Genomic DNA, 21,276 nt, shown 5'->3' with positions numbered 1-21,276 from the left:
GTACATGACCGTTGTCGACCAGATCCCGAGCGAGCCCGCTGACGCCCGTGGCCGAGTGGCCGAGCTGCACGTCCTGCGCGAGCAGGCGATGCGGGGCCCGAGCGAGCGCGCGACCGAGGCCCAGCACGCCAAGGGCAAGCTGACCGCACGTGAGCGCATCGAGCTGCTGCTCGACCCTGGTTCCTTCAACGAGGTCGAGCAGTTGCGCCGCCACCGCGCCCAGGGCTTCGGCCTGGAGGCGAAGAAGCCGTACACCGACGGTGTCATCACCGGCTGGGGCACGGTGGAGGGCCGGACCGTCTTCGTCTACGCGCACGACTTCCGCATCTTCGGCGGCGCCCTGGGCGAGGCCCACGCCACCAAGATCCACAAGATCATGGACATGGCCATCGCGGCCGGTGCCCCGCTGGTCTCCCTGAACGACGGCGCCGGCGCCCGCATCCAGGAGGGCGTCTCCGCCCTCGCCGGCTACGGCGGCATCTTCCAGCGCAACACCAAGGCCTCCGGCGTCATCCCGCAGATCTCCGTGATGCTCGGCCCCTGCGCCGGCGGCGCCGCCTACAGCCCCGCCCTCACGGACTTCGTCTTCATGGTCCGCGAGACCTCGCAGATGTTCATCACCGGACCGGACGTCGTCAAGGCGGTCACCGGCGAGGAGATCAGCCAGAACGGCCTCGGCGGCGCCGACGTGCACGCCGAGACCTCCGGCGTCGCGCACTTCGCGTACGACGACGAGGAGACCTGCATCGCCGAGGTGCGCTACCTCCTGTCGATGCTCCCGCAGAACAACCGCGAGAACCCGCCGGCCGTCGCCTCCGAGGACCCGGCGGACCGCCGCTCCGACGTCCTGCTCGACCTGGTGCCGGCCGACGGCAACCGCCCGTACGACATGCACAAGGTCATCGAGGAGCTCGTCGACGACGGCGACTACCTGGAGATCCACGAGCGCTGGGCGCGCAACATCATCTGCGCCCTGGCCCGCCTGGACGGCCAGGTCGTCGGCATCGTCGCCAACCAGCCCCAGTCGCTGGCCGGCGTCCTCGACATCGAGGCCTCCGAGAAGGCCGCCCGCTTCGTGCAGATGTGCGACGCCTTCAACATCCCGATCATCACTCTTCTGGACGTACCCGGCTTCCTTCCGGGCGTCGACCAGGAGCACGGTGGAATCATCCGGCACGGCGCGAAGCTGCTGTACGCCTACTGCAACGCGACCGTGCCCCGGATCTCGCTGATCCTGCGCAAGGCGTACGGCGGCGCTTACATCGTGATGGACTCCCAGTCCATCGGCGCCGACCTGACGTACGCCTGGCCCACCAACGAAATCGCGGTCATGGGCGCCGAGGGCGCCGCCAACGTGATCTTCCGCAAGCAGATCGCGGAGGCCGAGGACCCCGAGGCCATGCGCGCCCGCATGGTCAAGGAGTACAAGGCCGAGCTCATGCACCCGTACTACGCGGCGGAGCGCGGCCTGGTCGACGACGTCATCGACCCCTCCGAGACCCGCCAGGTGCTCGTGCGCTCCCTCGCGATGCTCCGCACCAAGCACGCCGACCTGCCGTCCCGCAAGCACGGCAACCCGCCTCAGTAAGAGGAGACCCCCGAAGTGACCACGCCTGCCACAGCCAGCCTTCTCCGCGTCGAGAAGGGCCACGCCGACCCCGAGGAGCTCGCCGCCCTCACCGCGGTCCTTCTCGCCCGCGCCTCCGCCCAGCCCGCCGGGGACACCGCCCCGTACGGCCGCTCCACGGCCGGCTGGCGCCGCCTGGAGCGCCAGTCCGGCTTCCGGCCCTCCCACTCCTGGCAGGGCTGAGCCCGCCGCCCGCAGGCCCCCGTCCCGCCCGGGACGGGGGCCTGCGGCGTTCCCGGGCGCGCGAGGCCCGTGAGCGGGTACGCGGAAGGCCCCCCGCCCCGTAAGGGGAGCGGGGGGCCTTCTCGATTCCGGCGACCGTCGGGACGGTTACCGCAGCCGGGCCATGAGGGCGTGCTCGACGAGGGTGATGAGCGCGCTCTTGGCGTCGGCCCGGTGGCGGGCGTCGGTGGTGATGATGGGGGTGTCGGGGCCGATCTGGAGGGCTTCCCGGACTTCTTCGGGGGTGTAGGGCTGGTGTCCGTCGAAGCCGTTGAGGGCGATGACGAAGGGGAGGCCGGAGTTCTCGAAGTAGTCGACGGCGGGGAAGCAGTCGGCGAGGCGGCGGGTGTCGACGAGGACGACGGCGCCGATGGCGCCGCGGACGAGGTCGTCCCACATGAACCAGAAGCGGTCCTGTCCGGGGGTGCCGAACAGGTACAGGATCAGGTCCTGGTCGAGCGTGATGCGGCCGAAGTCCATGGCGACAGTCGTCGTCGTCTTGTCGCCGGTGTGCGTGAGGTCGTCGATGCCCGCGGACGCAGACGTCATGACGGCCTCGGTACGCAGCGGGTTGATCTCCGAGACGGCGCCGACGAACGTGGTCTTGCCCACGCCGAAGCCACCCGCCACCACGATCTTCGCGCTGGTGGTTGAACGGGCCGCGCCGCCGCTAGAGCTTGCGAAGTCCACTGAGCACCCTTTCGAGCAGTGTCACGTCTGGCTGGCCGCCGGCGGCCTCGTCGCCGCCGGGCTGATGAATGGCGACGAGTCCGGCCTCGGCCAGGTCGGCGACGAGGATCCGGGCAACGCCGAGGGGGATGGAGAGGAGCGCCGAGATCTCGGCAACCGACTTGATCTCGAAGCACAGCCGGCAGATCCGCTGGTGCTCGGGCAACTGCCCCTGCAGCCGGGACGGATCGGCCGTGGTGGACACCAGCGCCTCGATGGCGAGCTGGTAACGCGGCCGGGTCCGGCCGCCGGTCATCGCGTACGGACGGACGAGCGGGTTGTGGCCGCCCGAACCGCCCGCACCACCCGCGGCACGCCGGCCGGCCGCCGGGGTGGCCGCGCCCGCCGGAGCGGCAGGGGCGGCCGGAGCCTGAGGCTGCTGATAAGGCTGGGAAACGCCTTGTCTGCTGGGTGCGGAGGGAAAGTTGAACCGGTTCTGCGCCGGGTCGCCCAGGGGTGCCTGATGCGCGTCAAAACCGTTGTAGGGGCTCGCGCCCGGGGGTGTTCCCACGTCTCCTCCTCCGACTGCCTCGCGGCCCCATGTCCCTTGGAACCGCGCCACCGCACCTTACGGTGCGGTGACGAGAAACGCACTGTCCGTCTGTTAGTTGAGAAGACTTCCCTGAAGCTCCGCCCGGAGGTCAGGGGTCAGTACGGTTCCGGCACGGTCCACGAGAAGGGCCATCTCGTAACCCACCAGACCGATGTCGGCCTCGGGGTGGGCGAGGACGGCCAGCGAGGAGCCGTCCGAGATGGACATGATGAAGAGGAAGCCGCGCTCCATCTCCACCACGGTCTGGTTGACCGCTCCGCCCTCGAAGATCCGGGACGCGCCCGCGGTCAGCGAGGTCAGTCCGGAGGCGACGGCCGCAAGCTGGTCGGCGCGGTCCCGGGGGAAACCCTCGGACATCGCCAGCAGGAGTCCGTCGGCGGAGACCACCACCGTGTGGGACACCCCGGGGGTGTTGTCCACGAAGTTGGTGATCAACCAGTTCAGATTCTGCGCCGCCTGGCTCATCGGGCTCACACTAACGCTCCTGGTTGTAGGTACTACCCGGGCCGAGGCCCGATCCGTTCGTGTCCGTTCCCGCGCTGCGTCCCTGCTGGACACCGCGGCGCAGGTTGCTCAACCTGCCCCGTACGTCCTCGGGCGAGCGGGAGACCTGGGGGCCGCCCTGCGGGGTCTGCTCCGCCGTGCCCTCGACCAGGTTGGCCTTCGGGACCCGCCGGGGGAGACCGGACGAGGTGACCCCGCCCGCCTTCGGCTCACGGAGCTTGCCGGCCCGCTGCCAGCGCTCGTCGTTGGCCGAGCGCCAGTCGTCCGGGCCCTCGGCCTCGTCCGACCGCTCGGCCGCCTGCTGCGCCGCCGGCGGAGCGGACTGCTCCGGCCGGGCGGACCGCTGTGCCGGCGGCGTCTGGGAGCCGGTGCTGCCACGGCGCGGCAGACCGGCGTCCGTCAGCGCGTGGCCGGCGTCCGGGGCGGGACTCGGGGCCGTTCCCGGACGGTCGAAGCCTACGCGGTCGGCGGGCTGTTCGGCAGCGCTCGGAGCAGATTCCGCTTCCGCTCCGTACTCCTGCTGGTAGCCGCCCTGGTAGGCGTTCTGATCCTGCCACTCTCCCTGGTGGGCGTGGGGATCGAACGTGTTGCCGTACTGCTGCTGTTCGACGTTCGGAGACTCGTACGAGCCCTCCGCATAGCCGCCCTGAGGGTAGCCGTCGGCGGACTGCTGCTCGTACCCCTCGTAGCCCTGCCCCGGGAAGCCGTAGCCGTCCTGCTGCTGAGGGTAGCCGTTCCCGTACTCCTGCGCCTGGCCGTACTCGGCGCCGGAGTACTCCTGGCCGTACTCCTGGGCCTGGCCGTACTGCTCGTACTCCTGGCCGGCGTACTCCTGCCCCTGCTCGTACTCCCGGGCCGTGTGTTCCGTCCCGTCCTGGAAGAGGGGACGGTCGCCACCCTGCGCCTGCGCCTCCAGGGCGGCACGCCGCTCCTCGCGCAGCAGCGAGCGGTTGACCGGGTCCAGCTGGCGGTTGTCGTCCCGCTGCTCGTAGCGCGAGTCGTCGAAGCCCAGCTCGGCGGCGGTCCGCATCTGCTGCGGGGCGGCGTCGAAGGCGTTCTGCTGCGGGATGATCTGGGAGACGGTGAAGTCGTCCTGGACCGGCTGCTCGCCACCGCCACCGTGCGTGATCGCGTCCGGCAGCATGACCAGCGAGGTCGTACCGGCCTGCTCGCCCGAGGGGCGGAGCTGGACGCGGATGCCGTGCCGGTCGGCCAGCCGGCCGACCACGAAGAGGCCCATGCGCTGCGCGACGGCGACGTCCACGGTCGGCGGGTTGGCCAGCTTGTGGTTGATGTCCGCGAAGTCCTCGGCGGTCAGGCCGATGCCCTTGTCGTGGATCTCGACCATCACGCGGCCGTCGGGGAGACGGGTCGCGGTGACCCGGACCTTGGTCTGCGGGGAGGAGAACGTCGTCGCGTTCTCCAGGAGCTCGGCCAGCAGGTGCACGAGGTCGGTCACGGCCTGGCCGTGGATCTCGGCCTCAGGGACGCCGGCGATCTCGATGCGCTCGTACTGCTCCACCTCGGAGGAGGCGGCACGCAGCACGTCCACGAGCGGAACGGGCTGGTCCCAGCGGCGGCCCGGCTCCTCGCCGGCGAGGACGAGGAGGTTCTCGCCGTTGCGGCGCATACGGGTCGCGAGGTGGTCCAGCTTGAAGAGGTTCTCCAGCTGGTCCGGGTCGGCCTCGTTGTTCTCCAGGTCCGTGATGAGGGTCAGCTGGCCCTCGATGAGGGACTGGTTGCGGCGCGAGAGGTTGGTGAAGATCGCGTTGACGTTGCCCCGCAGCATGGCCTGCTCGGCGGCGAGCCGGACGGCCTCGCGGTGCACCTGGTCGAAGGCGCGGGCGACCTCGCCGATCTCGTCCTGGGAGTCGATCGGGATGGGCTGCACCCGGGTGTCGACCCGGCCCGGGTCGGTCCGCGACAGCTGGTCGACCAGCATCGGCAGGCGCTGCTCGGCGATGCCGAAGGCGGCGGTGCGCAGCTCGCGCATCGAGCGGCTCATCTGACGGGCCATCATCCCGGCCAGGATGAAGGCGGTGAGCAGGGCGATCACGACGATCGCACCGTTGACCCAGGCGTCCCGCTGGGCGTCGGAGGAGATCTCGGCGGCCTCGGTCACGGCCTTGTCGACGAGCTCCTTCTCGACCTCGCTGTAGCCGTCGAACTTGGCGGTGGCGACCGCCATCCAGGTCTGCGGCGTGATGCCCTTCGCGGCGAGGGCCTTCAGGGCCGCGGGGTTCTTGGCACTGCCGATGGCCGAGGCGGCACCGGTGTAGACCGAGCCGTCCTTGCCCTTCGGGAGCTCGACGCCGGCGGAGCGCATCTTCTCCGCGCCCGCGGCGGCCTTGGCCTTCATGACCTCCTGCAGCCGCTGCACGTCCTCGGCGGTACCGCCGGAGTTGTACTCGCCGAGGGCGATCTGCTCCAGGTAGTTGTACGAGTTGAACGCCACGGACTGCTGGGCGAAGACCGGGTCCTTCTCGCTCGGCCGCACCAGCAGGTGGGTGCCGATGGAGCGCTGGAGCGACTCGGCGGCCTTGGCGAGCTGGATCGCGTAGACGGTACGGCCGTAGCTGGTGATGTTGCCGGTGCCCAGGCCGAGCTCGTTGGAGAACTCCATCAGGTAGTGCTGCACGCCCGTGTAGCCGAGCTGCGTGTTCACCGGGTCCAGACCGGCCGAGTAGGCCGTCTTCCGCAGCTGCTCGAGGTTGGGCTCCTCGTCCTTGAACAGGCGCAGCCGGCGCTCCAGGCCCTGGCCCGACGGCATGTTCCGGACGGCCTCGTCGAACTTCACGCGGGCGGCGTCGGTGGCGGCCCGCGCCTGCGTCACGGACTCGTGGTCACGGTCGCCGGCGAGCAGCGGGGCGGCCGTGAGGTCGCGCTCGTCGAGGAGGGCGGTGCTGTACTCCGAGGCGGCGCGCACGATGAGCGCCGTCTTCTCGGCGTCCTGCGCCTCCTGCCAGGTGTCGATCGAGCCCTTGACCTGGAAGCCGCCCATGACGAGGCCGACGAGCACGGGTATGAGGAGGATCGCGTTCAGTCGGGTGGGCACCCGCCAGTTGCGCGGCGACAGCTTGCTGGAGCTGCCCCGGGAGGCCGGTGGTGGCGTCACGGGTACGTCCGCGGGCGACACCGCCGTGCGCGACGGCGGGGTGAAGTTGCCCCGCGTCTCCTGCTCCGCGGAGCTTTCCTTGCTTCGCCTCACTCGACCAACAACCTCTCGGCGTCGGCACCTACGTTGTGCCGGTGTTTCGTTCAGGGCCGTACTACTCGGGAGTTCATGAATTGCAGCACGTGAAGGCGGTCCCTACCAAACAGTCGGCTGCGGCTTCCGGCCGTGGCGCAGACCTCAGATAAAACGGGCATAAAGAACGAGCCCCGCCAAATGGCGGGGCTCATGTGAGCACAGCGGCACCGATCGGATGCGTCGGGTGTCCGAGGCACGCCAATTCTCTGTCGAAATGTTATGAACACGCGGGCGGCCGTGTCGAAGGACACAGACCGCCGCGTGCGGCACCGCGGGACAAGTGCCCTGGCCGGTTTCCTACTTGAGCCGGGCCATGAGGGCGTGCTCGACGAGGGTGATGAGCGCGCTCTTGGCGTCGGCCCGGTGGCGGGCGTCGGTGGTGATGATGGGGGTGTCGGGGCCGATCTGGAGGGCTTCCCGGACTTCTTCGGGGGTGTAGGGCTGGTGTCCGTCGAAGCCGTTGAGGGCGATGACGAAGGGGAGGCCGGAGTTCTCGAAGTAGTCGACGGCGGGGAAGCAGTCGGCGAGGCGGCGGGTGTCGACGAGGACGACGGCGCCGATGGCGCCGCGGACGAGGTCGTCCCACATGAACCAGAAGCGGTCCTGTCCGGGGGTGCCGAACAGGTACAGGATCAGGTCCTGGTCGAGCGTGATGCGGCCGAAGTCCATCGCCACCGTCGTGGTGGTCTTGCCCCCGGTGTGCGTGAGGTCGTCGATCCCCGCCGAGGCGGACGTCATGACGGCCTCGGTACGCAGCGGGTTGATCTCCGAGACGGCGCCGACGAACGTGGTCTTGCCCACGCCGAAGCCACCCGCCACCACGATCTTCGCGCTGGTGGTCGACCTGGCCTGCGGAGCGGAGGCGTCGCCGCTAGATCTTGCGAAGTCCACTGAGCACCCTTTCGAGCAGTGTCACGTCCGGCGTTCCGCCGGCCTCTCCGTTGCCCGGCTGGTGGATCGCCACCATGCCGGCCTCCGCCAGGTCGGCGACGAGGATCCGGGCCACACCGAGCGGCATCGACAGCAGGGCCGACACCTCGGCCACCGACTTGACCTCCCGGCACAGGTGGCAGATCCGCTGGTGCTCGGGGAGCAGCGTGGCGAGGTGCGCGGGGTCGGCCGTGGTCGACACCAGCGCCTCGATGGCGAGCTGGTAACGCGGCCGGGTCCGGCCGCCGGTCATCGCGTACGGACGTACCAGCGGCTGGTCGCCCTCATGGCCGTACGGATCGTCCAGGGACGAACCGCCGTACGGATCGTGAGAGGCGGGGGGCGGGGTCATGGATCCTCCGGGCGTGACGGCGTGACTGCTGCCGTCGGATGGGGCCGGTGGGGGGCCGGGTGGGGCGGCCGGACGGTGAACGGTGCCGAGGGAGGTACGGAGGGGCGTACCGCCCTGTCGTCGAACGGTTCGGTGCGGTGCGCGGGTGGGGCCGCGCGGGGGAGTCCCCCGGATCTCGCCGGGCCAGATCCGAAAGGACGTCCCCTCAGTGCAGGAGGCTGCCCTGGAGCTCCGCGCGGAGATCCGGGGTGAGCACGCTGCCGGCCCGGTCGACCAGCAGCGCCATCTCGTAGCCCACGAGGCCGATGTCGCACTCGGGGTGGGCGAGCACGGCCAGCGAGGAGCCGTCGGAGACGGACATGAGGAAGAGGAAGCCGCGCTCCATCTCCACCACGGTCTGTGCGACAGGACCGCCCTCGAAGATCCGGGACGCCCCCGCGGTCAGCGAGGTCAGTCCGGAGGCGACCGCCGCCAGCTGGTCGGCCCGGTCGCGGGGGAATCCTTCGGACATCGCCAGCAGAAGTCCGTCGGCGGAGACCACCACTGTGTGGGACACCCCTGGGGTGTTGTCCACGAAGTTGGTGATCAACCAGTTCAGATTCTGCGCCGCCTGGCTCATCGCGCTCAACTAACGCTCCTGCTGATGGTTCGGGCCGAGGGGGAAGCTACCCGTGGTCGAGTTGCCCGCCTGTCGGCCCTGCTGGATGCCGCGGCGCAGATTGGTGAGCCGGCCGCGGACGTCGTCGGGTGCACGCGAGACCTGGGGGCCGGCCGTGTGGGCCTGCTCCTGTGCGGTCCCGGGTACGAGGTTGGCCTTCGGCACACGGCGCGGAAGGCCGGAGGTGGTGACGCCGCCGGCCGCGGGCTTGCGCACCCGTTCGGCCTGACGCACCAACTCGTCGTTGGGCGAGGACCGCCAGGCGGCCCCGCCGTTCTGCCGGCCGCCGTCACCGGCGCCCGGACCACCGGTCTGCCGCGGCGCCGCCGGAGCGGACGACTGCGGTACGACCGGGTTCTGCGTGGTGCGGTCGAGGTCGGCGCCCCGGCCGTCGGTCCGCCCGGGCGCCTGCTGCTGCGCCTGGTCCTGGTACCAGTTGGTCTCCAGCGTGTCGTACAGCGGGGTACGGCCGTCGCCCGCGCCGGGCGCCGGGGGCAGCGCCTCCGGCCGGCGGGGCTGCTGGAGCTGGGGCTGCTGCGGCTGCTGCGCGTCCCGGGCGTCCTGGGGCGCGCCGAAGTCGCCACCGGCCGCGCGCCGGCGCGGAGCCGGAGCCTGCGGGGCCTGGGGAGCCTGCGGTGCGTAGCCCTGGCCGCCGAACTGCTGCTGCTGCTGCGCGCCCTGGTACCCCCGGGGCTCGGCCGGCTGCTGCGGGGCACCGAAGTCGGGGCGCGGGAACTGCGCCGTCGACGCCGGGTCCTGCCCGCCCGCCTGGTAGCCCTGCGGGACCTGCTGCTGACCGGTCTGGGGGGCCTGCGGGGCGCCGAAGTCGGGGCGCGGGAACTGGCCGGTGGAGCCGGGGCCCTGGGGAGCGGCCGGGGCCGGGAAGCGGCCCGTGGTCTCCGGGTCCTCGTGGCCGCGCGGGGCGTCCGGCGGGGACATGTTCTGCTGCGGGCGCCGCACCGGCTGCTGGGCCGGATCGCTGCCCCAGCTCGCCGCCTGCGGGCGCTGCTGCTGCGGGTCGCCGCCGGGCAGCTCGGCGCGCGGGAAGCCCTGACGGCCGTCCTGCGCGGCGGGCTGCGGGGCCTGCGGCTGGGCGGGCTGCGGAGCCTGCGGGGTCTGGGGAGCCTGCGGGGTCTGCGGCGGGACGCCGCCCCACACGTCCGTACGCGAGGGGATGGCGCTGGCCGCGCCGCCGATGAGGCCGCCCGCACCGGGACCCGGACGCCGCGGCTCCTGGCCCTGGGGGGCCTGCGGGGCCTGCCCGGCACGGTCCGCCTGGGCGTTCTGCGGCTGCTGCCGGCCGGGCGCCTGGGGGCCGCCGGAGAGCGGGCCGCCGTCACGCCCGGGCAGCGCGGCCCGGGGACCGCCGCCCGCGCCGACCTGGCCGCGCGCGGCACCGGCACCGGCGCCGAGCCGGCTCGCCGCCGAGGCGCCGCCGCCGAGGCCGCCGCGGGCACCGCCGGGGCCGCCCGGACCGCCGGGCGCGCCCTGGCCGCCGCCGGCGGGCTTGGGCATGGGCTTCTTGCCGCCCTGGGCGACGTCCACCGGGAGCATGACGAGCGCGGTGGTGCCGCCGGAGTCGGAGGGGCGCAGCTGGATGCGGATGCCGTGTCGCAGGGACAGGCGGCCGACCACGAAGAGGCCCATGCGGCGGGAGACGGAGACGTCCACGGTGGGCGGCGAGGCGAGCCGCTCGTTGATCGCGGCGAGGTCCTCGGGGGAGAGGCCGATGCCGGTGTCGTGGATCTCGACCAGCACGCGGCCGTCGGGCAGCGCGTGACCGGTGACGCGGACCTTGGTCTGCGGGGAGGAGAACGAGGTGGCGTTCTCCAGGAGCTCGGCGAGCAGGTGGACGAGGTCGTTGACGACCCGGCCGGCGACCTCGGTCGCCGGGACCGCGGCCAGCTCGATGCGCTCGTACTGCTCCACCTCGGAGGCGGCGGCGCGCAGGACGTCGACGAGGGGGACCGGCCGGGTCCAGCGGCGGCCCGGCTCCTCGCCGGCGAGGACGAGGAGGTTCTCGCCGTTCCGGCGCATACGGGTCGCGAGGTGGTCCAGCTTGAACAGGGAGGACAGCTGGTCCGGGTCGGCCTCGCGGGACTCCAGCTCGGAGATGAGCGACAGCTGACGCTGGATGAGGCCCTGCGAGCGGCGCGAGAGGTTGGTGAACATCGCGTTGACGTTGCCCCGCAGGAGGGCCTGCTCGGCGGCGAGGCGGACCGCCTCGCGGTGCACCTCGTCGAAGGCCGCGGCCACCTGGCCGATCTCGTCCCGGGAGTGCACACCGACGGACTCGACGGAGGTGTCGACGTCCTGCGGGTCGGCCTCGGAGAGCTGCTTGACCAGCTCGGGCAGGCGTTCCTGGGCGACCTTGGTCGCGGTGTCCTGGAGCCGGCGCAGCGAGCGGATCATGGACCGGGCCACGACGAAGGCGCCGATGAGCGAGACGCCGAGGACGAGGAGGATCAGCGCACCGTTGATGACGGCGTCGCGCTGCGACTCCTGCCGCAGCTCACGGGCCATCGTCTCCATCTCGCCGAGGAGCTGGCGCTCCATCTTGTCCATGGCGGCGATCTTGGTGCCGTACTCGTCGGTGAAGTTCAGGTGACCCCGCTTGGGGGCCTCCGGCATCGCCGTGTCGTTCTTCAGCACCCGCTCCGCGTACTTGTCGGCGGAGAGGATCGTGGGGTTGCTGGAGTTCAGCGGAGCGGTCAGCTCGGCGGCGTTGCCGCCGGTCGACTCGTACACCGCCTCGAAGGACTTGAGCTCGTCCTTCTCACTGTTGAGCGCGGCCTCGCCGTACAGGCGGTCACCCTGCTGGAGCTTTCCGGAGGTGGTGTCGCTCGACGGGAGGGCGGCGGCGATGATCGCCTGCTGGATGGAGGCGTACTCCTTGGCGGACGAGAACGCGGCGAGCGCCCGGGTCCGCTTGATCATCTCCGGGTTGCTGGTCGCCTGCGCCATGTCCTGCGAGAGGCTGAGCAGCGAACGGATGAGACGGCTGTACGCCTCGACCGTCACCGAGTCGGAGACGCCCTGGGTGTAGGCGGTGGTCCGGATGTCGTGGAGCTGCATCACCTGCGTGGCGATCTGCCCGACGTTCTGGCGGATGCTGCGCAGGGCCTCGTCGCCCTCGGTGGCCGGGATCTCCTCGGTGGCCTGGAGGAAGGCCTTGAGCTCGCGGTCCGTGCGCTTGCGCGGGGTGGAGACCAGGTAGTCGCTGGCCGGGCGGCCGTTGGCCAGCGGGCCGGCGGACTGGTCGCGCTCGTACTGGAGGGCCTGGGCGAGGTCGGTCGCCTCACGGGTCAGCTTGGTGAGCAGCTGCATGTGGTCGAGCTGCTCCATGTCCTGGAGCGACTCGCTGATGCGGATGCCGCCCAGGGTGGTCGCCGCGACCACGGGGAGGGTGAGGAGGGCGACCAGGCGCGTGGAGATGCGCCAGTTGCGCAGAGCTATTCGCGGCCCGGGGTCGTTCTCGGCCTTCAGCGGGGGAGCGGCCGCGGCGTCGGACGGCGCGGCGGACGGCGCCGACGGGCCGGGGCGGCGGCCGCCGTCGCCCTCGCCGGACGGTCCCTTGCCCTGGTTCGGGGTGTGCGGGGCCGAGGGACCGCGGTCGGTCCCGGCACGCGGTTCCTGCTCCGCCGGAGCTTCCGCTCGGCCCTGACGGGCCTGGGCAGACCCCGAGCCATCCCTCTTGAAACGTCCCTGCACTAGCGTCGCAACCTCTGGACCAGGCGTCCCCCCGGGTGAACGGAGAGGACGGTGTCGGCGTCGATGGGGCGCAGGCGCGCCCCAGGTGGTCGATCGGTGACCGGCGCAGATCCCCCTTTCCCGCCACTCGGCCGGCGCTGTGTTGCGCCTCCCTGCGCGCCGGCTTGAAACCCGCGGCGGTGCGTGGAATTCCAGCACAGTGGCGGATCTCCAACAAGGGCCGCGTGTCGCGCCCCGGAGGGAGTGACAACCTGTGCGCGGCGGGTCACCCGACGTAGAAGATGATCACGGAGGATTGGGACTTTTCCTCTCCAATGACCTGGCGTACCCGTGTGTCCCAGTCGCGATGATCAGGAGCGGAATAGCGCATTCAGTGGCGTAATGTCCGTTTGGTCAAGGGTCGAGCGCTGTCCGTAATGCCTGGTATGGGTGTCAACGGGTGAGCAAACTCACACCCTGTTTGATGTCTTCGCCATGCATTCGAAGGGAATCGGATGTTTAGCCTGACGCTTTACAGATGCGCGCCCCGCCCGGGCGCCCTCCCGGAACAAGGTCTGATCACCACGATGAAGACGACGACGCTCCGCACCACGGCCAACCCCCGCCGCTCCACCCTCGCCCACCTCGAGGACGCCGCCCGGCTCGACCGGGGCGCCCGCCCGGAGTACGCGGCCGAGCTGCCCGGCAGGACCGCCAACCCGCGCCGCACCGTCCTCATGCAGCCCCCGGCCCCGTACCGGCCGCAGCCCTACGCGTCCGCCTCGCGCTGACCCCGCGCCCCGCCCGTACGGCCCGGCCCCGGCCGCCGGTCCGCCGCCCCGCGCCGCGTTAGCCTGGAGCGTCAGACTCCAGCCAGTACCAAGTGAGGGGCGACAGCACTCGTGCGCATCGCCAGATTCTCCCTCGACGGCAACGTCGCCTTCGGCGCCGTCGAGGGCGAGGGACCCGCCGAGTCCGGCGGCCTGGTCCTCGACATCATCAAGGGCATCCCCTACACCGACTTCGAGCTCAGTGGGACGAAGATCCCGCTGAGCAAGGTCCGGCTCCTGCCGCCCGTGCTTCCCAACAAGGTCGTGGCCATCGGCCGCAACTACGCGGAGCACGCCCGGGAGCTCGGCAACGAGGTGCCCGACGTCCCCGTCGCCTTCTTCAAGCCCACCACCTCCGTGATCGGCCCCGGCGACGCCATCGAGTACCCCTCCTTCTCCCGCGAGCTCCACCACGAGGCCGAACTGGCCGTGGTGATCGGCCGCATGTGCCGCGAGGTGCCCCGCGAACGCGTCAAGGACGTCGTCTTCGGCTACACCTGCGCCAACGACGTCACCGCCCGCGACGTGCAGCAGCGCGAGAAGCAGTGGGCACGCGCCAAGGGCTTCGACACCTCCTGCCCCCTCGGCCCCTGGGTGGAGACGGAGCTCGACCCGGCCGACCTGACCATCCAGGCCACGGTCAACGGCGAACAGCGTCAGCTCGGCCGCACGAGCGACATGATCCGCTCCGTCGAGGACCTCGTCGTCCACATCACCGAGGCCATGACGCTGCTCCCCGGCGACGTCATCCTCACCGGCACCCCCGCCGGGGTCGGACCCCTCAACGTCGGCGACGAGGTCGCCGTCACCATCGAAGGCATCGGCACTCTCACCAATAGGGTGATCAAGCGTGGCTAACGCGAACATCCGCGTCCGTTTCTGTCCCTCGCCGACCGGCAACCCCCACGTGGGCCTGGTCCGCACCGCCCTCTTCAACTGGGCCTTCGCCCGGCACAACCAGGGCACCATGGTCTTCCGCATCGAGGACACCGACGCGGCCCGCGACTCGGAGGAGTCGTACCAGCAGCTGCTCGACTCGCTGCGCTGGCTGGGCCTCGACTGGGACGAGGGCCCGGAGACCGGCGGCCCCCACGCGCCGTACCGCCAGTCGCAGCGGATGGACATCTACAAGGACGTCGCCGACAAGCTGCTCGCCGGCGGGTACGCGTACCACTGCTACTGCACCACCACCGAGCTGGACGAGCGCCGCGAGGCCGCCCGCGCCGCCGGCCGGCCCTCCGGCTACGACGGCCACTGCCGCGAGCTGTCCGCCGGGCAGATCGAGGTCTACCGGGCCGAGGGCCGCGAGCCGATCGTCCGCTTCCGGATGCCCGACGAGCCGATCACCTTCACCGACCTGGTCCGCGGCGAGCTCACCTTCACCCCGGAGAACGTGCCGGACTACGGCATCCTCCGGGCCAACGGCGCCCCGCTCTACACCCTGGTCAACCCGGTCGACGACGCCCTGATGGAGATCACCCACGTCCTGCGCGGCGAGGACCTGCTCTCCTCCACCCCGCGCCAGATCGCGCTCTACAAGGCGCTGATCGAGCTGGGCGTCGCCAAGGAGATCCCGGCCTTCGGCCACCTGCCGTACGTGATGGGCGAGGGCAACAAGAAGCTCTCCAAGCGCGACCCGCAGGCCTCCCTCAACCTCTACCGGGAGCGCGGCTTCCTCCCCGAGGGCCTGCTGAACTACCTCTCCCTGCTCGGCTGGTCCTTCTCCGCCGACCGGGACATCTTCACCGTCCCGGAGATGGTCGAGAAGTTCGACATCGCCGACGTGAACGCCAACCCGGCCCGCTTCGACCTCAAGAAGGCCGAGTCGATCAACGCCGACCACATCCGCATGCTGGACGTGAAGGCCTTCGCGGAGGCCTGCGAGCCCTGGCTCCGCGCCCCGCACGCCCCCTGGGCGCCCGAGGACTTCGACCGCGCCGCCTGGGAGGCCATCGCCCCGCACGCCCAGACGCGCCTCACCGTCCTCTCGGAGATCACGGCCAACGTCGACTTCCTCTTCCTGAAGGAGCCGGTCTTCGACCAGGCGTCGTGGGACAAGGCGATGAAGGGCGAGCCCGCGGCCCTGCTCACCACCGCCCGCGAGAAGCTCGAAGGCGCCGACTGGAGCGACCCCGAGTCGCTCAAGAACGCCGTCCTGGCCGCCGGCGAGGCCCACGGCCTCAAGCTCGGCAAGGCCCAGGCCCCGGTCCGCGTCGCCGTCACCGGCCGCACGGTCGGCCTGCCGCTCTTCGAGTCCCTGGAGATCCTCGGCAAGGAGCGCACCCTGGCCCGGATCGACGCGGCCCTGGCCAAGCTCTCCGCGTAACGGCCCTCGCACGCCCGGTACCCCCGCCCCCTCCCGGGACGGGGGTACCGTCGTTCCATGACGATCCGCGCGGTGCTCTGGGACATCGACGACACGATCTTCGACTACGCCACCGCGGACACCCGCGGCATGCGCGACCACCTGGCCGCCGAGGGACTCCTCGCGTCCTACGACACGGCCGAGGCGGCCCTGGACCGCTGGCGCGAGCTGACCACCCTGCACTGGCGGCGCTTCGAGACCGAGGGCGGCGACTTCCGCGAGCAGCGGCGGGACCGGGTCAGGGACTTCCTCGGCAGGCCCGAGCTGACCGCCGGCGAGGCCGACGGCTGGTTCGACCGGTACGTGCGGCACTACGAGGCCGCCTGGAGCCTCTTCCCGGACACCGTTCCCGTGCTCGACCTGCTGGCCCGTGACTACCGTCACGCCGTCCTGTCGAACTCCAGCATCCACAACCAGGAGCGCAAGCTGCGGCTCCTCGGCATCCGGGACCGCTTCGAGGCCGTCCTGTGCGCCGCGGAGCTCGGGGTGGCCAAGCCGGCCCCGGAAGCCTTCCACGCCGCCTGTACGGCCCTGGGCCTGCCCCCGCACGAGGTGGCGTACGTGGGGGACCAGCCGGACATCGACGCCCGGGGCGCCGTGGAGGCGGGACTCGTGGGGATCTGGCTGGACCGCGCGGGCACCGGCGGGCGCCCCGAGCTCCGCCGCATCACGGACCTCCACCAGCTCCCCGCGCTGCTCGGCGGGCATACCCGTTTTGGAGCCCGGTCCACCTTCGGGTAATGTTCTTCCTGCGCCGAGGGGAGCAAGCCGAAAGGCAAGAACCCGGAAAGCGCAAGCCGAGCAAGAGCCCCCTGGTGGGGAAGGCGCCCCGGTGGCCTATGGTGTAATTGGCAGCACGACTGATTCTGGTTCAGTTAGTCTTGGTTCGAGTCCAGGTAGGCCAGCTCGCAGAGCTCATCTGCAACCGTGGATGATTCCACAAAGCCCCCGTTGTGTAGCGGCCTAGCACGCCGCCCTCTCAAGGCGGTAGCGCCGGTTCGAATCCGGTCGGGGGTACAGATCCTTCCCGCGGGATCACCAGGGTCGCACCCGGTGATCTCGATGCAGGATCGCTAGGGCCCCCGTTGTGTAGCGGCCTAGCACGCCGCCCTCTCAAGGCGGTAGCGCCGGTTCGAATCCGGTCGGGGGTACCAACTGGTCTAAACCACCAGTGGCCTATGGTGTAATTGGCAGCACGACTGATTCTGGTTCAGTTAGTCTTGGTTCGAGTCCAGGTAGGCCAGCGGATCCATCGAGATCTTGCCCCCGTTGTGTAGCGGCCTAGCACGCCGCCCTCTCAAGGCGGTAGCGCCGGTTCGAATCCGGTCGGGGGTACCACACGAGGAAGCCCTTCCCTTCGGGGGAGGGCTTTCTCGCTGTCTGCGTCGGGACACACAACTCCGGCCCACCGCTGCGGCGTTGAAGCGGTGGGCCGGGACGAACAGGAGGGACGGGGGCGGTTCAGCCGTTGCGGCGGAGCGCCTCGGAGAGGCGGGCGGCGGCGTCGATGACCGCCTGGGCGTGCATACGGCCCGGGTGGCGGGTCAGGCGCTCGATCGGGCCCGAGACCGACACGGCGGCCACCACGCGGTTGGAGGGGCCGCGCACGGGCGCGGAGACGGACGCCACGCCGGGCTCCCGCTCGCCGATCGACTGGGCCCAGCCGCGGCGCCGCACGCCCGACAGGGCCGTCGCCGTGAAGCGGGCGCCCTGGAGGCCGCGGTGCAGCCGCTCGGGCTCCTCCCAGGCCATCAGGATCTGCGCGGACGAGCCGGCCTTCATGGTCAGCGTCGAGCCGACCGGGACGGTGTCCCGCAGGCCGGACAGCCGCTCGGCCGCCGCCACGCAGATGCGCATGTCGCCCTGGCGCCGGTAGAGCTGCGCGCTCTCGCCGGTCACGTCGCGCAGGTGCGTCAGCACCGGCCCGGCGGTCGCGAGCAGGCGGTCCTCACCGGCCGCGGCGGCGAGCTCCGCGAGCCGCGGTCCGAGGATGAACCGGCCCTGCATGTCGCGGGCCACCATCCGGTGGTGTTCCAGTGCCACGGCGAGACGGTGTGCCGTGGGTCGTGCGAGTCCCGTCGCCGCGACCAGACCTGCGAGGGTGGCCGGACCGGACTCCAGGGCGCTCAGGACAAGGGCTGCCTTGTCGAGAACGCCTACGCCGCTAGAGTTGTCCATGCAACGATATTCACGTCTCACTCTGTGAAACGCAAGTTCAATTTTCCGAGGATCTTGTCACTCTGGTGGGGCGGCCGCACAACGGCTCGCGAAACGGGTCTCTAGTGGTGTCGGCGCAGCCGCCGGCCGGAGGGAAAGCGATGGGTAGGACACTCGCGGAGAAGGTCTGGGACGACCACGTCGTCCGGCGCGCCGAAGGCGAGCCCGACCTCCTCTTCATCGATCTGCACCTGCTGCACGAGGTGACCAGCCCCCAGGCGTTCGACGGGCTCCGCCAGAACGGACGGCAGGTGCGGCGCCTCGACCTCACCATCGCCACCGAGGACCACAACACCCCGACCCTCGACATCGACAAGCCGATCGCCGACCCGGTCTCCCGCGCCCAGCTGGAGACCCTGCGGAAGAACTGCGCCGAGTTCGGCGTGCGGCTGCACCCCCTGGGCGACGTCGAGCAGGGCGTCGTCCACGTGGTGGGACCGCAGCTGGGCCTGACCCAGCCCGGCACCACCGTCGTCTGCGGCGACTCCCACACCTCCACCCACGGCGCCTTCGGCGCCCTCGCCTTCGGTATCGGCACCAGCCAGGTCGAGCACGTGCTCGCCACCCAGACCCTGCCCCTGGCCCGCCCGAAGACCATGGCGATCACCGTCGACGGCGAGCTGCCCGAGGACGTCACCGCCAAGGACCTGATCCTGGCGATCATCGCGAAGATCGGCACCGGCGGCGGCCAGGGCTACATCCTGGAGTACCGCGGCTCCGCCATCGAGAAACTCTCGATGGAGGCCCGGATGACCATCTGCAACATGTCCATCGAGGCCGGTGCCCGCGCGGGCATGATCGCCCCCGACGAGACCACCTTCGCCTACCTCAAGGGCCGCGCCCACGCCCCCGAGGGCGAGGACTGGGACGCCGCCGTCGCGTACTGGAAGACCCTGCGGACCGACGAGGACGCCGTCTTCGACGCCGAGGTCGTCATCGACGCCGCCGGGCTCGCGCCGTTCGTCACCTGGGGCACCAACCCGGGCCAGGGCGCGCCGCTTTCGGCGCACGTCCCCGACCCCGCTTCGTACGAAGACGCTTCGGAGCGCCTGGCCGCCGAAAAGGCCCTGGAATACATGGGGTTGACCGCAGGACAGCCGCTGCGCGACATCACCGTCGACACCGTCTTCGTAGGCTCCTGCACCAACGGCCGCATCGAGGACCTGCGCAACGCCGCCGAGCTGCTGAAGGGCCGCAAGGTCGCCGACGGCGTCCGCATGCTGGTCGTCCCCGGCTCGGTGCGGGTCGCCCTGCAGGCCGTCGAGGAGGGCCTGGACAAGGTCTTCAAGGAGGCCGGCGCCGAATGGCGGCACGCGGGCTGCTCCATGTGCCTGGGCATGAACCCCGACCAACTCGCGCCGGGCGAGCGCTCCGCGTCCACCTCCAACCGCAACTTCGAGGGCCGGCAGGGCAAGGGCGGCCGCACCCACCTGGTCTCCCCCCAGGTCGCCGCCGCCACCGCCGTCCTCGGCCACCTGGCCTCCCCGGCCGATCTGTCCGACGTCGCCACCACCGCGGGGGTCTGAGAACCATGGAAGCCTTCACCACGCACACCGGCCGGGCCGTCCCGCTGCGCCGCAGCAACGTCGACACCGACCAGATCATCCCCGCCCACTGGCTCAAGAAGGTCACCCGGGACGGGTTCGAGGACGGCCTCTTCGAGGCCTGGCGCAAGGACCCCGAGTTCGTCCTCAACCGCCCCGAGCGGCAGGGCGCCACGGTCCTGGTCGCCGGCCCCGACTTCGGCACCGGCTCCTCCCGCGAGCACGCCGTCTGGGCGCTGCAGAACTACGGCTTCAAGGCCGTCATCTCCTCCCGCTTCGCCGACATCTTCCGCGGCAACTCGCTGAAGAACGGCCTGCTGACCGTCGTCCTGCCGCAGGAGACCGTGGACGCGCTGTGGGAGCTGGCCGAGGCCGACCCGACCGCCGAGGTCACCGTCGACCTGGAGCGCCGCAAGGTCCTCGCCGCCGGAATCGACGCCGACTTCGAGCTCGACGAGAACGCCCGCTGGCGCCTGCTGAACGGCCTCGACGACATCAGCCTCACCCTTCAGAACGAAGCGGACATCGCGGCCTACGAGGCGGCCCGGCCGTCCTTCAAGCCCCGTACAATTACGGCCTGAGCAGCGCTTTTCCAAGACTGCGCCCCCCACCCTCCGGTGGGGGGCGCAGTCGCTTGTTGAGACCCTGTCGGGCGACAACTCGCCCCAGATGGCACAATCGGTGCATGGAACGCGACAGCCAACTCGAGCTCTACGAGGCAGTCGCCGCCCGATTGAAAGAAGCGCACACAAGGGTGCGCGCACTGCAAGTCCCGGAGGGCGTAAGGATGGCGCTGTCCCGGAAGCTGCTGGTCGTCACGGCCGCGGCGAAGCACGATCTCAAGGACGCGGCAGCGCGTCTGGACCGGTTGATGAAGGACCTCGACGAGGGCCGATTCCCAGAGGACGACTGACACCAGGAACTCCGCGACGAGTCTTCCGCGTTGCGGCACTAGGGTGATTAGCCCGTTTCGTGTTTGATTTGCGGTATATACATGCCTAACGTGCGAAAAAGCTTGAACACTTTCGTTCTGGCAATGTCTCCGAAGGGGAAGACGTGAACAAGGCGCAGCTCGTAGAAGCGATTGCCGACAAGATGGGCGGTCGCCAGCAGGCCGCCGACGCCGTCGACCACGTGCTCGACGCCATCGTGCGTGCCGTGGTCGCCGGCGACCGGGTCTCGGTCACCGGCTTCGGCTCGTTCGAGAAGGTCGACCGTCCCGCCCGGTACGCCCGCAACCCGCAGACGGGTGAGCGCGTCCGGGTGAAGAAGACCTCCGTCCCCCGCTTCCGCGCAGGTCAGGGCTTCAAGGACCTGGTCAGCGGGTCGAAGAAGCTCCCCAAGGGCGGCGAGGTCTCCGTCAAGAAGGCCCCCAAGGGCAGCCTCACCGGCGGAGCCTCGGCCACCGTCAAGAAGGCCGCCGCCAAGAAGGCCACCACCGCCAAGAAGGCCGCCGCGAAGAAGGCGACCCCGGCGAAGAAGACGGCCACCACCGCCGCGGCCAAGAAGACGACGCCCGCGAAGAAGACGACGACCGCGTCCGCCGCCGCGAAGAAGACGACGCCGGCCAAGAAGACGGCCACCACCGCCGCGAAGAAGACGACCCCGGCGAAGAAGACGGCCACCCCCACCGCCGCCGCGACGAAGAAGACCGCCGCGAAGAACACCGCTCCGGCCAAGAAGGCCACCGCGAAGAAGGCTCCCGCCAAGAAGACGACGGCGCGCAAGACCACCGCCAAGAAGACCGCCGCCAAGAAGTAAGGACGCGGTACGTCCGTCCGCCGGGCCGGGCTCCCACCGGGGAG

19 protein-coding genes and 5 tRNA genes are annotated in these 21,276 nt (G+C 70.9%); 15 read left to right on the top strand and 9 right to left on the bottom strand.

Annotated features, from left to right (window positions below; genetic code table 11):
* The first annotated feature begins 4 nt into the window (after positions 1–4).
* Positions 5–1,588: an acyl-CoA carboxylase subunit beta gene (locus tag ACFY60_RS00825; protein ID WP_345285603.1), complete on the top strand. Its 1,584-nt coding sequence runs from the start codon at positions 5–7 to the stop codon at positions 1,586–1,588.
* Between the two features lie 15 nt (positions 1,589–1,603).
* Positions 1,604–1,810, top strand: coding sequence for an acyl-CoA carboxylase epsilon subunit (locus ACFY60_RS00820; RefSeq protein WP_309052472.1), 207 nt, complete (start codon positions 1,604–1,606; stop codon positions 1,808–1,810).
* Between the two features lie 147 nt (positions 1,811–1,957).
* On the opposite strand, the gene ACFY60_RS00815 is transcribed toward ACFY60_RS00820, so the two are convergent.
* From ACFY60_RS00815 to ACFY60_RS00780, 8 genes are all read right to left on the bottom strand, one after another.
* Positions 1,958–2,539, bottom strand: a complete 582-nt coding sequence (locus ACFY60_RS00815) for an ATP/GTP-binding protein (RefSeq protein ID WP_344431943.1) — start codon at positions 2,537–2,539, stop codon at positions 1,958–1,960.
* A complete protein-coding gene (locus tag ACFY60_RS00810) occupies positions 2,520–3,089 on the bottom strand; it encodes a DUF742 domain-containing protein (protein WP_309053876.1) in 570 nt (189 codons plus the stop codon). Before ACFY60_RS00810 ends, ACFY60_RS00815 begins: the two co-directional genes overlap by 20 nt.
* A 93-nt stretch (positions 3,090–3,182) precedes the next feature.
* Complete coding sequence (locus tag ACFY60_RS00805) at positions 3,183–3,596, bottom strand: roadblock/LC7 domain-containing protein (RefSeq protein ID WP_026057603.1); 414 nt, start codon at positions 3,594–3,596, stop codon at positions 3,183–3,185.
* Positions 3,597–3,606: 10 nt separating this feature from the next.
* On the bottom strand, positions 3,607–6,843 hold the full coding sequence (locus tag ACFY60_RS00800) for a nitrate- and nitrite sensing domain-containing protein (protein ID WP_388607926.1): 3,237 nt from the start codon (positions 6,841–6,843) through the stop codon (positions 3,607–3,609).
* 339 nt (positions 6,844–7,182) lie between these two features.
* Entirely contained in the window at positions 7,183–7,776 is a 594-nt protein-coding gene (locus ACFY60_RS00795) for an ATP/GTP-binding protein (RefSeq protein WP_388607929.1), read from the bottom strand.
* Complete coding sequence (locus ACFY60_RS00790; RefSeq protein ID WP_388607932.1) at positions 7,757–8,167, bottom strand: DUF742 domain-containing protein; 411 nt, start codon at positions 8,165–8,167, stop codon at positions 7,757–7,759. Before ACFY60_RS00790 ends, ACFY60_RS00795 begins: the two co-directional genes overlap by 20 nt.
* Positions 8,168–8,372: 205 nt before the next feature.
* Positions 8,373–8,786, bottom strand: coding sequence for a roadblock/LC7 domain-containing protein (locus tag ACFY60_RS00785; RefSeq protein ID WP_030496942.1), 414 nt, complete (start codon positions 8,784–8,786; stop codon positions 8,373–8,375).
* A gap of 9 nt (positions 8,787–8,795) precedes the next feature.
* Positions 8,796–12,536: a nitrate- and nitrite sensing domain-containing protein gene (locus ACFY60_RS00780; protein WP_388607934.1), complete on the bottom strand. Its 3,741-nt coding sequence runs from the start codon at positions 12,534–12,536 to the stop codon at positions 8,796–8,798.
* A 566-nt stretch (positions 12,537–13,102) separates the two neighbouring features.
* Between ACFY60_RS00780 and ACFY60_RS00775 the strand changes: the two genes are divergently transcribed.
* The 9 genes from ACFY60_RS00775 to ACFY60_RS00735 all read left to right on the top strand — a co-directional run bounded on the left by ACFY60_RS00775 (position 13,103) and on the right by ACFY60_RS00735 (position 17,048).
* The gene (locus ACFY60_RS00775; RefSeq protein WP_388607936.1) at positions 13,103–13,306 is read left to right on the top strand and encodes a hypothetical protein; all 204 of its coding nucleotides are present in this window, start codon (positions 13,103–13,105) and stop codon (positions 13,304–13,306) included.
* Positions 13,307–13,417: 111 nt separating this feature from the next.
* Positions 13,418–14,203 carry a fumarylacetoacetate hydrolase family protein gene (locus ACFY60_RS00770; RefSeq protein ID WP_388607937.1) on the top strand — a complete coding sequence of 262 codons (786 nt, stop codon included), beginning with the start codon at positions 13,418–13,420 and terminating at the stop codon, positions 14,201–14,203.
* A complete protein-coding gene (gene gltX / locus ACFY60_RS00765; RefSeq protein WP_388607939.1) occupies positions 14,196–15,671 on the top strand; it encodes a glutamate--tRNA ligase in 1,476 nt (491 codons plus the stop codon). Before ACFY60_RS00770 ends, gltX begins: the two co-directional genes overlap by 8 nt.
* 57 nt (positions 15,672–15,728) lie before the next feature.
* Entirely contained in the window at positions 15,729–16,451 is a 723-nt protein-coding gene (locus tag ACFY60_RS00760) for an HAD family hydrolase (RefSeq protein WP_388607941.1), read from the top strand.
* 92 nt (positions 16,452–16,543) lie between these two features.
* Positions 16,544–16,615, top strand: a tRNA-Gln gene (locus ACFY60_RS00755).
* 39 nt (positions 16,616–16,654) lie between these two features.
* A tRNA-Glu gene (locus tag ACFY60_RS00750) sits at positions 16,655–16,727 on the top strand.
* 61 nt (positions 16,728–16,788) lie between these two features.
* A tRNA-Glu gene (locus ACFY60_RS00745) sits at positions 16,789–16,864 on the top strand.
* Positions 16,865–16,882: 18 nt separating this feature from the next.
* Positions 16,883–16,954: transfer RNA gene (locus tag ACFY60_RS00740), tRNA-Gln, on the top strand.
* Between the two features lie 18 nt (positions 16,955–16,972).
* Positions 16,973–17,048, top strand: a tRNA-Glu gene (locus ACFY60_RS00735).
* A gap of 123 nt (positions 17,049–17,171) precedes the next feature.
* Here the strand turns inward: ACFY60_RS00735 and ndgR are convergent.
* Positions 17,172–17,888, bottom strand: a complete 717-nt coding sequence (gene ndgR / locus ACFY60_RS00730) for an IclR family transcriptional regulator NdgR (RefSeq protein ID WP_005311436.1) — start codon at positions 17,886–17,888, stop codon at positions 17,172–17,174.
* Between the two features lie 140 nt (positions 17,889–18,028).
* Between ndgR and leuC the strand changes: the two genes are divergently transcribed.
* The 4 genes from leuC to ACFY60_RS00710 all read left to right on the top strand — a co-directional run bounded on the left by leuC (position 18,029) and on the right by ACFY60_RS00710 (position 21,232).
* Positions 18,029–19,453 (top strand): 3-isopropylmalate dehydratase large subunit, encoded by a 1,425-nt coding sequence (gene leuC, locus ACFY60_RS00725; RefSeq protein WP_388607943.1) that lies wholly within the window; start codon positions 18,029–18,031, stop codon positions 19,451–19,453.
* Positions 19,454–19,458: 5 nt separating this feature from the next.
* Complete coding sequence (gene leuD / locus ACFY60_RS00720) at positions 19,459–20,052, top strand: 3-isopropylmalate dehydratase small subunit (protein WP_388607946.1); 594 nt, start codon at positions 19,459–19,461, stop codon at positions 20,050–20,052.
* Positions 20,053–20,156: 104 nt separating this feature from the next.
* Positions 20,157–20,384: a hypothetical protein gene (locus tag ACFY60_RS00715; RefSeq protein ID WP_309050092.1), complete on the top strand. Its 228-nt coding sequence runs from the start codon at positions 20,157–20,159 to the stop codon at positions 20,382–20,384.
* Positions 20,385–20,527: 143 nt separating this feature from the next.
* The gene (locus tag ACFY60_RS00710) at positions 20,528–21,232 is read left to right on the top strand and encodes an HU family DNA-binding protein (protein WP_388607949.1); all 705 of its coding nucleotides are present in this window, start codon (positions 20,528–20,530) and stop codon (positions 21,230–21,232) included.
* Positions 21,233–21,276 lie beyond the last annotated feature (44 nt).

It is taken from the genome of Streptomyces sp. NPDC012827, assembly GCF_042900905.1.
GTDB classification, from domain to species: domain Bacteria; phylum Actinomycetota; class Actinomycetes; order Streptomycetales; family Streptomycetaceae; genus Streptomyces; species Streptomyces gulbargensis.
The sequence above is the reverse complement of the archived record's forward strand: the minus strand, read 5'-3'. Positions and strand labels throughout refer to the sequence as shown.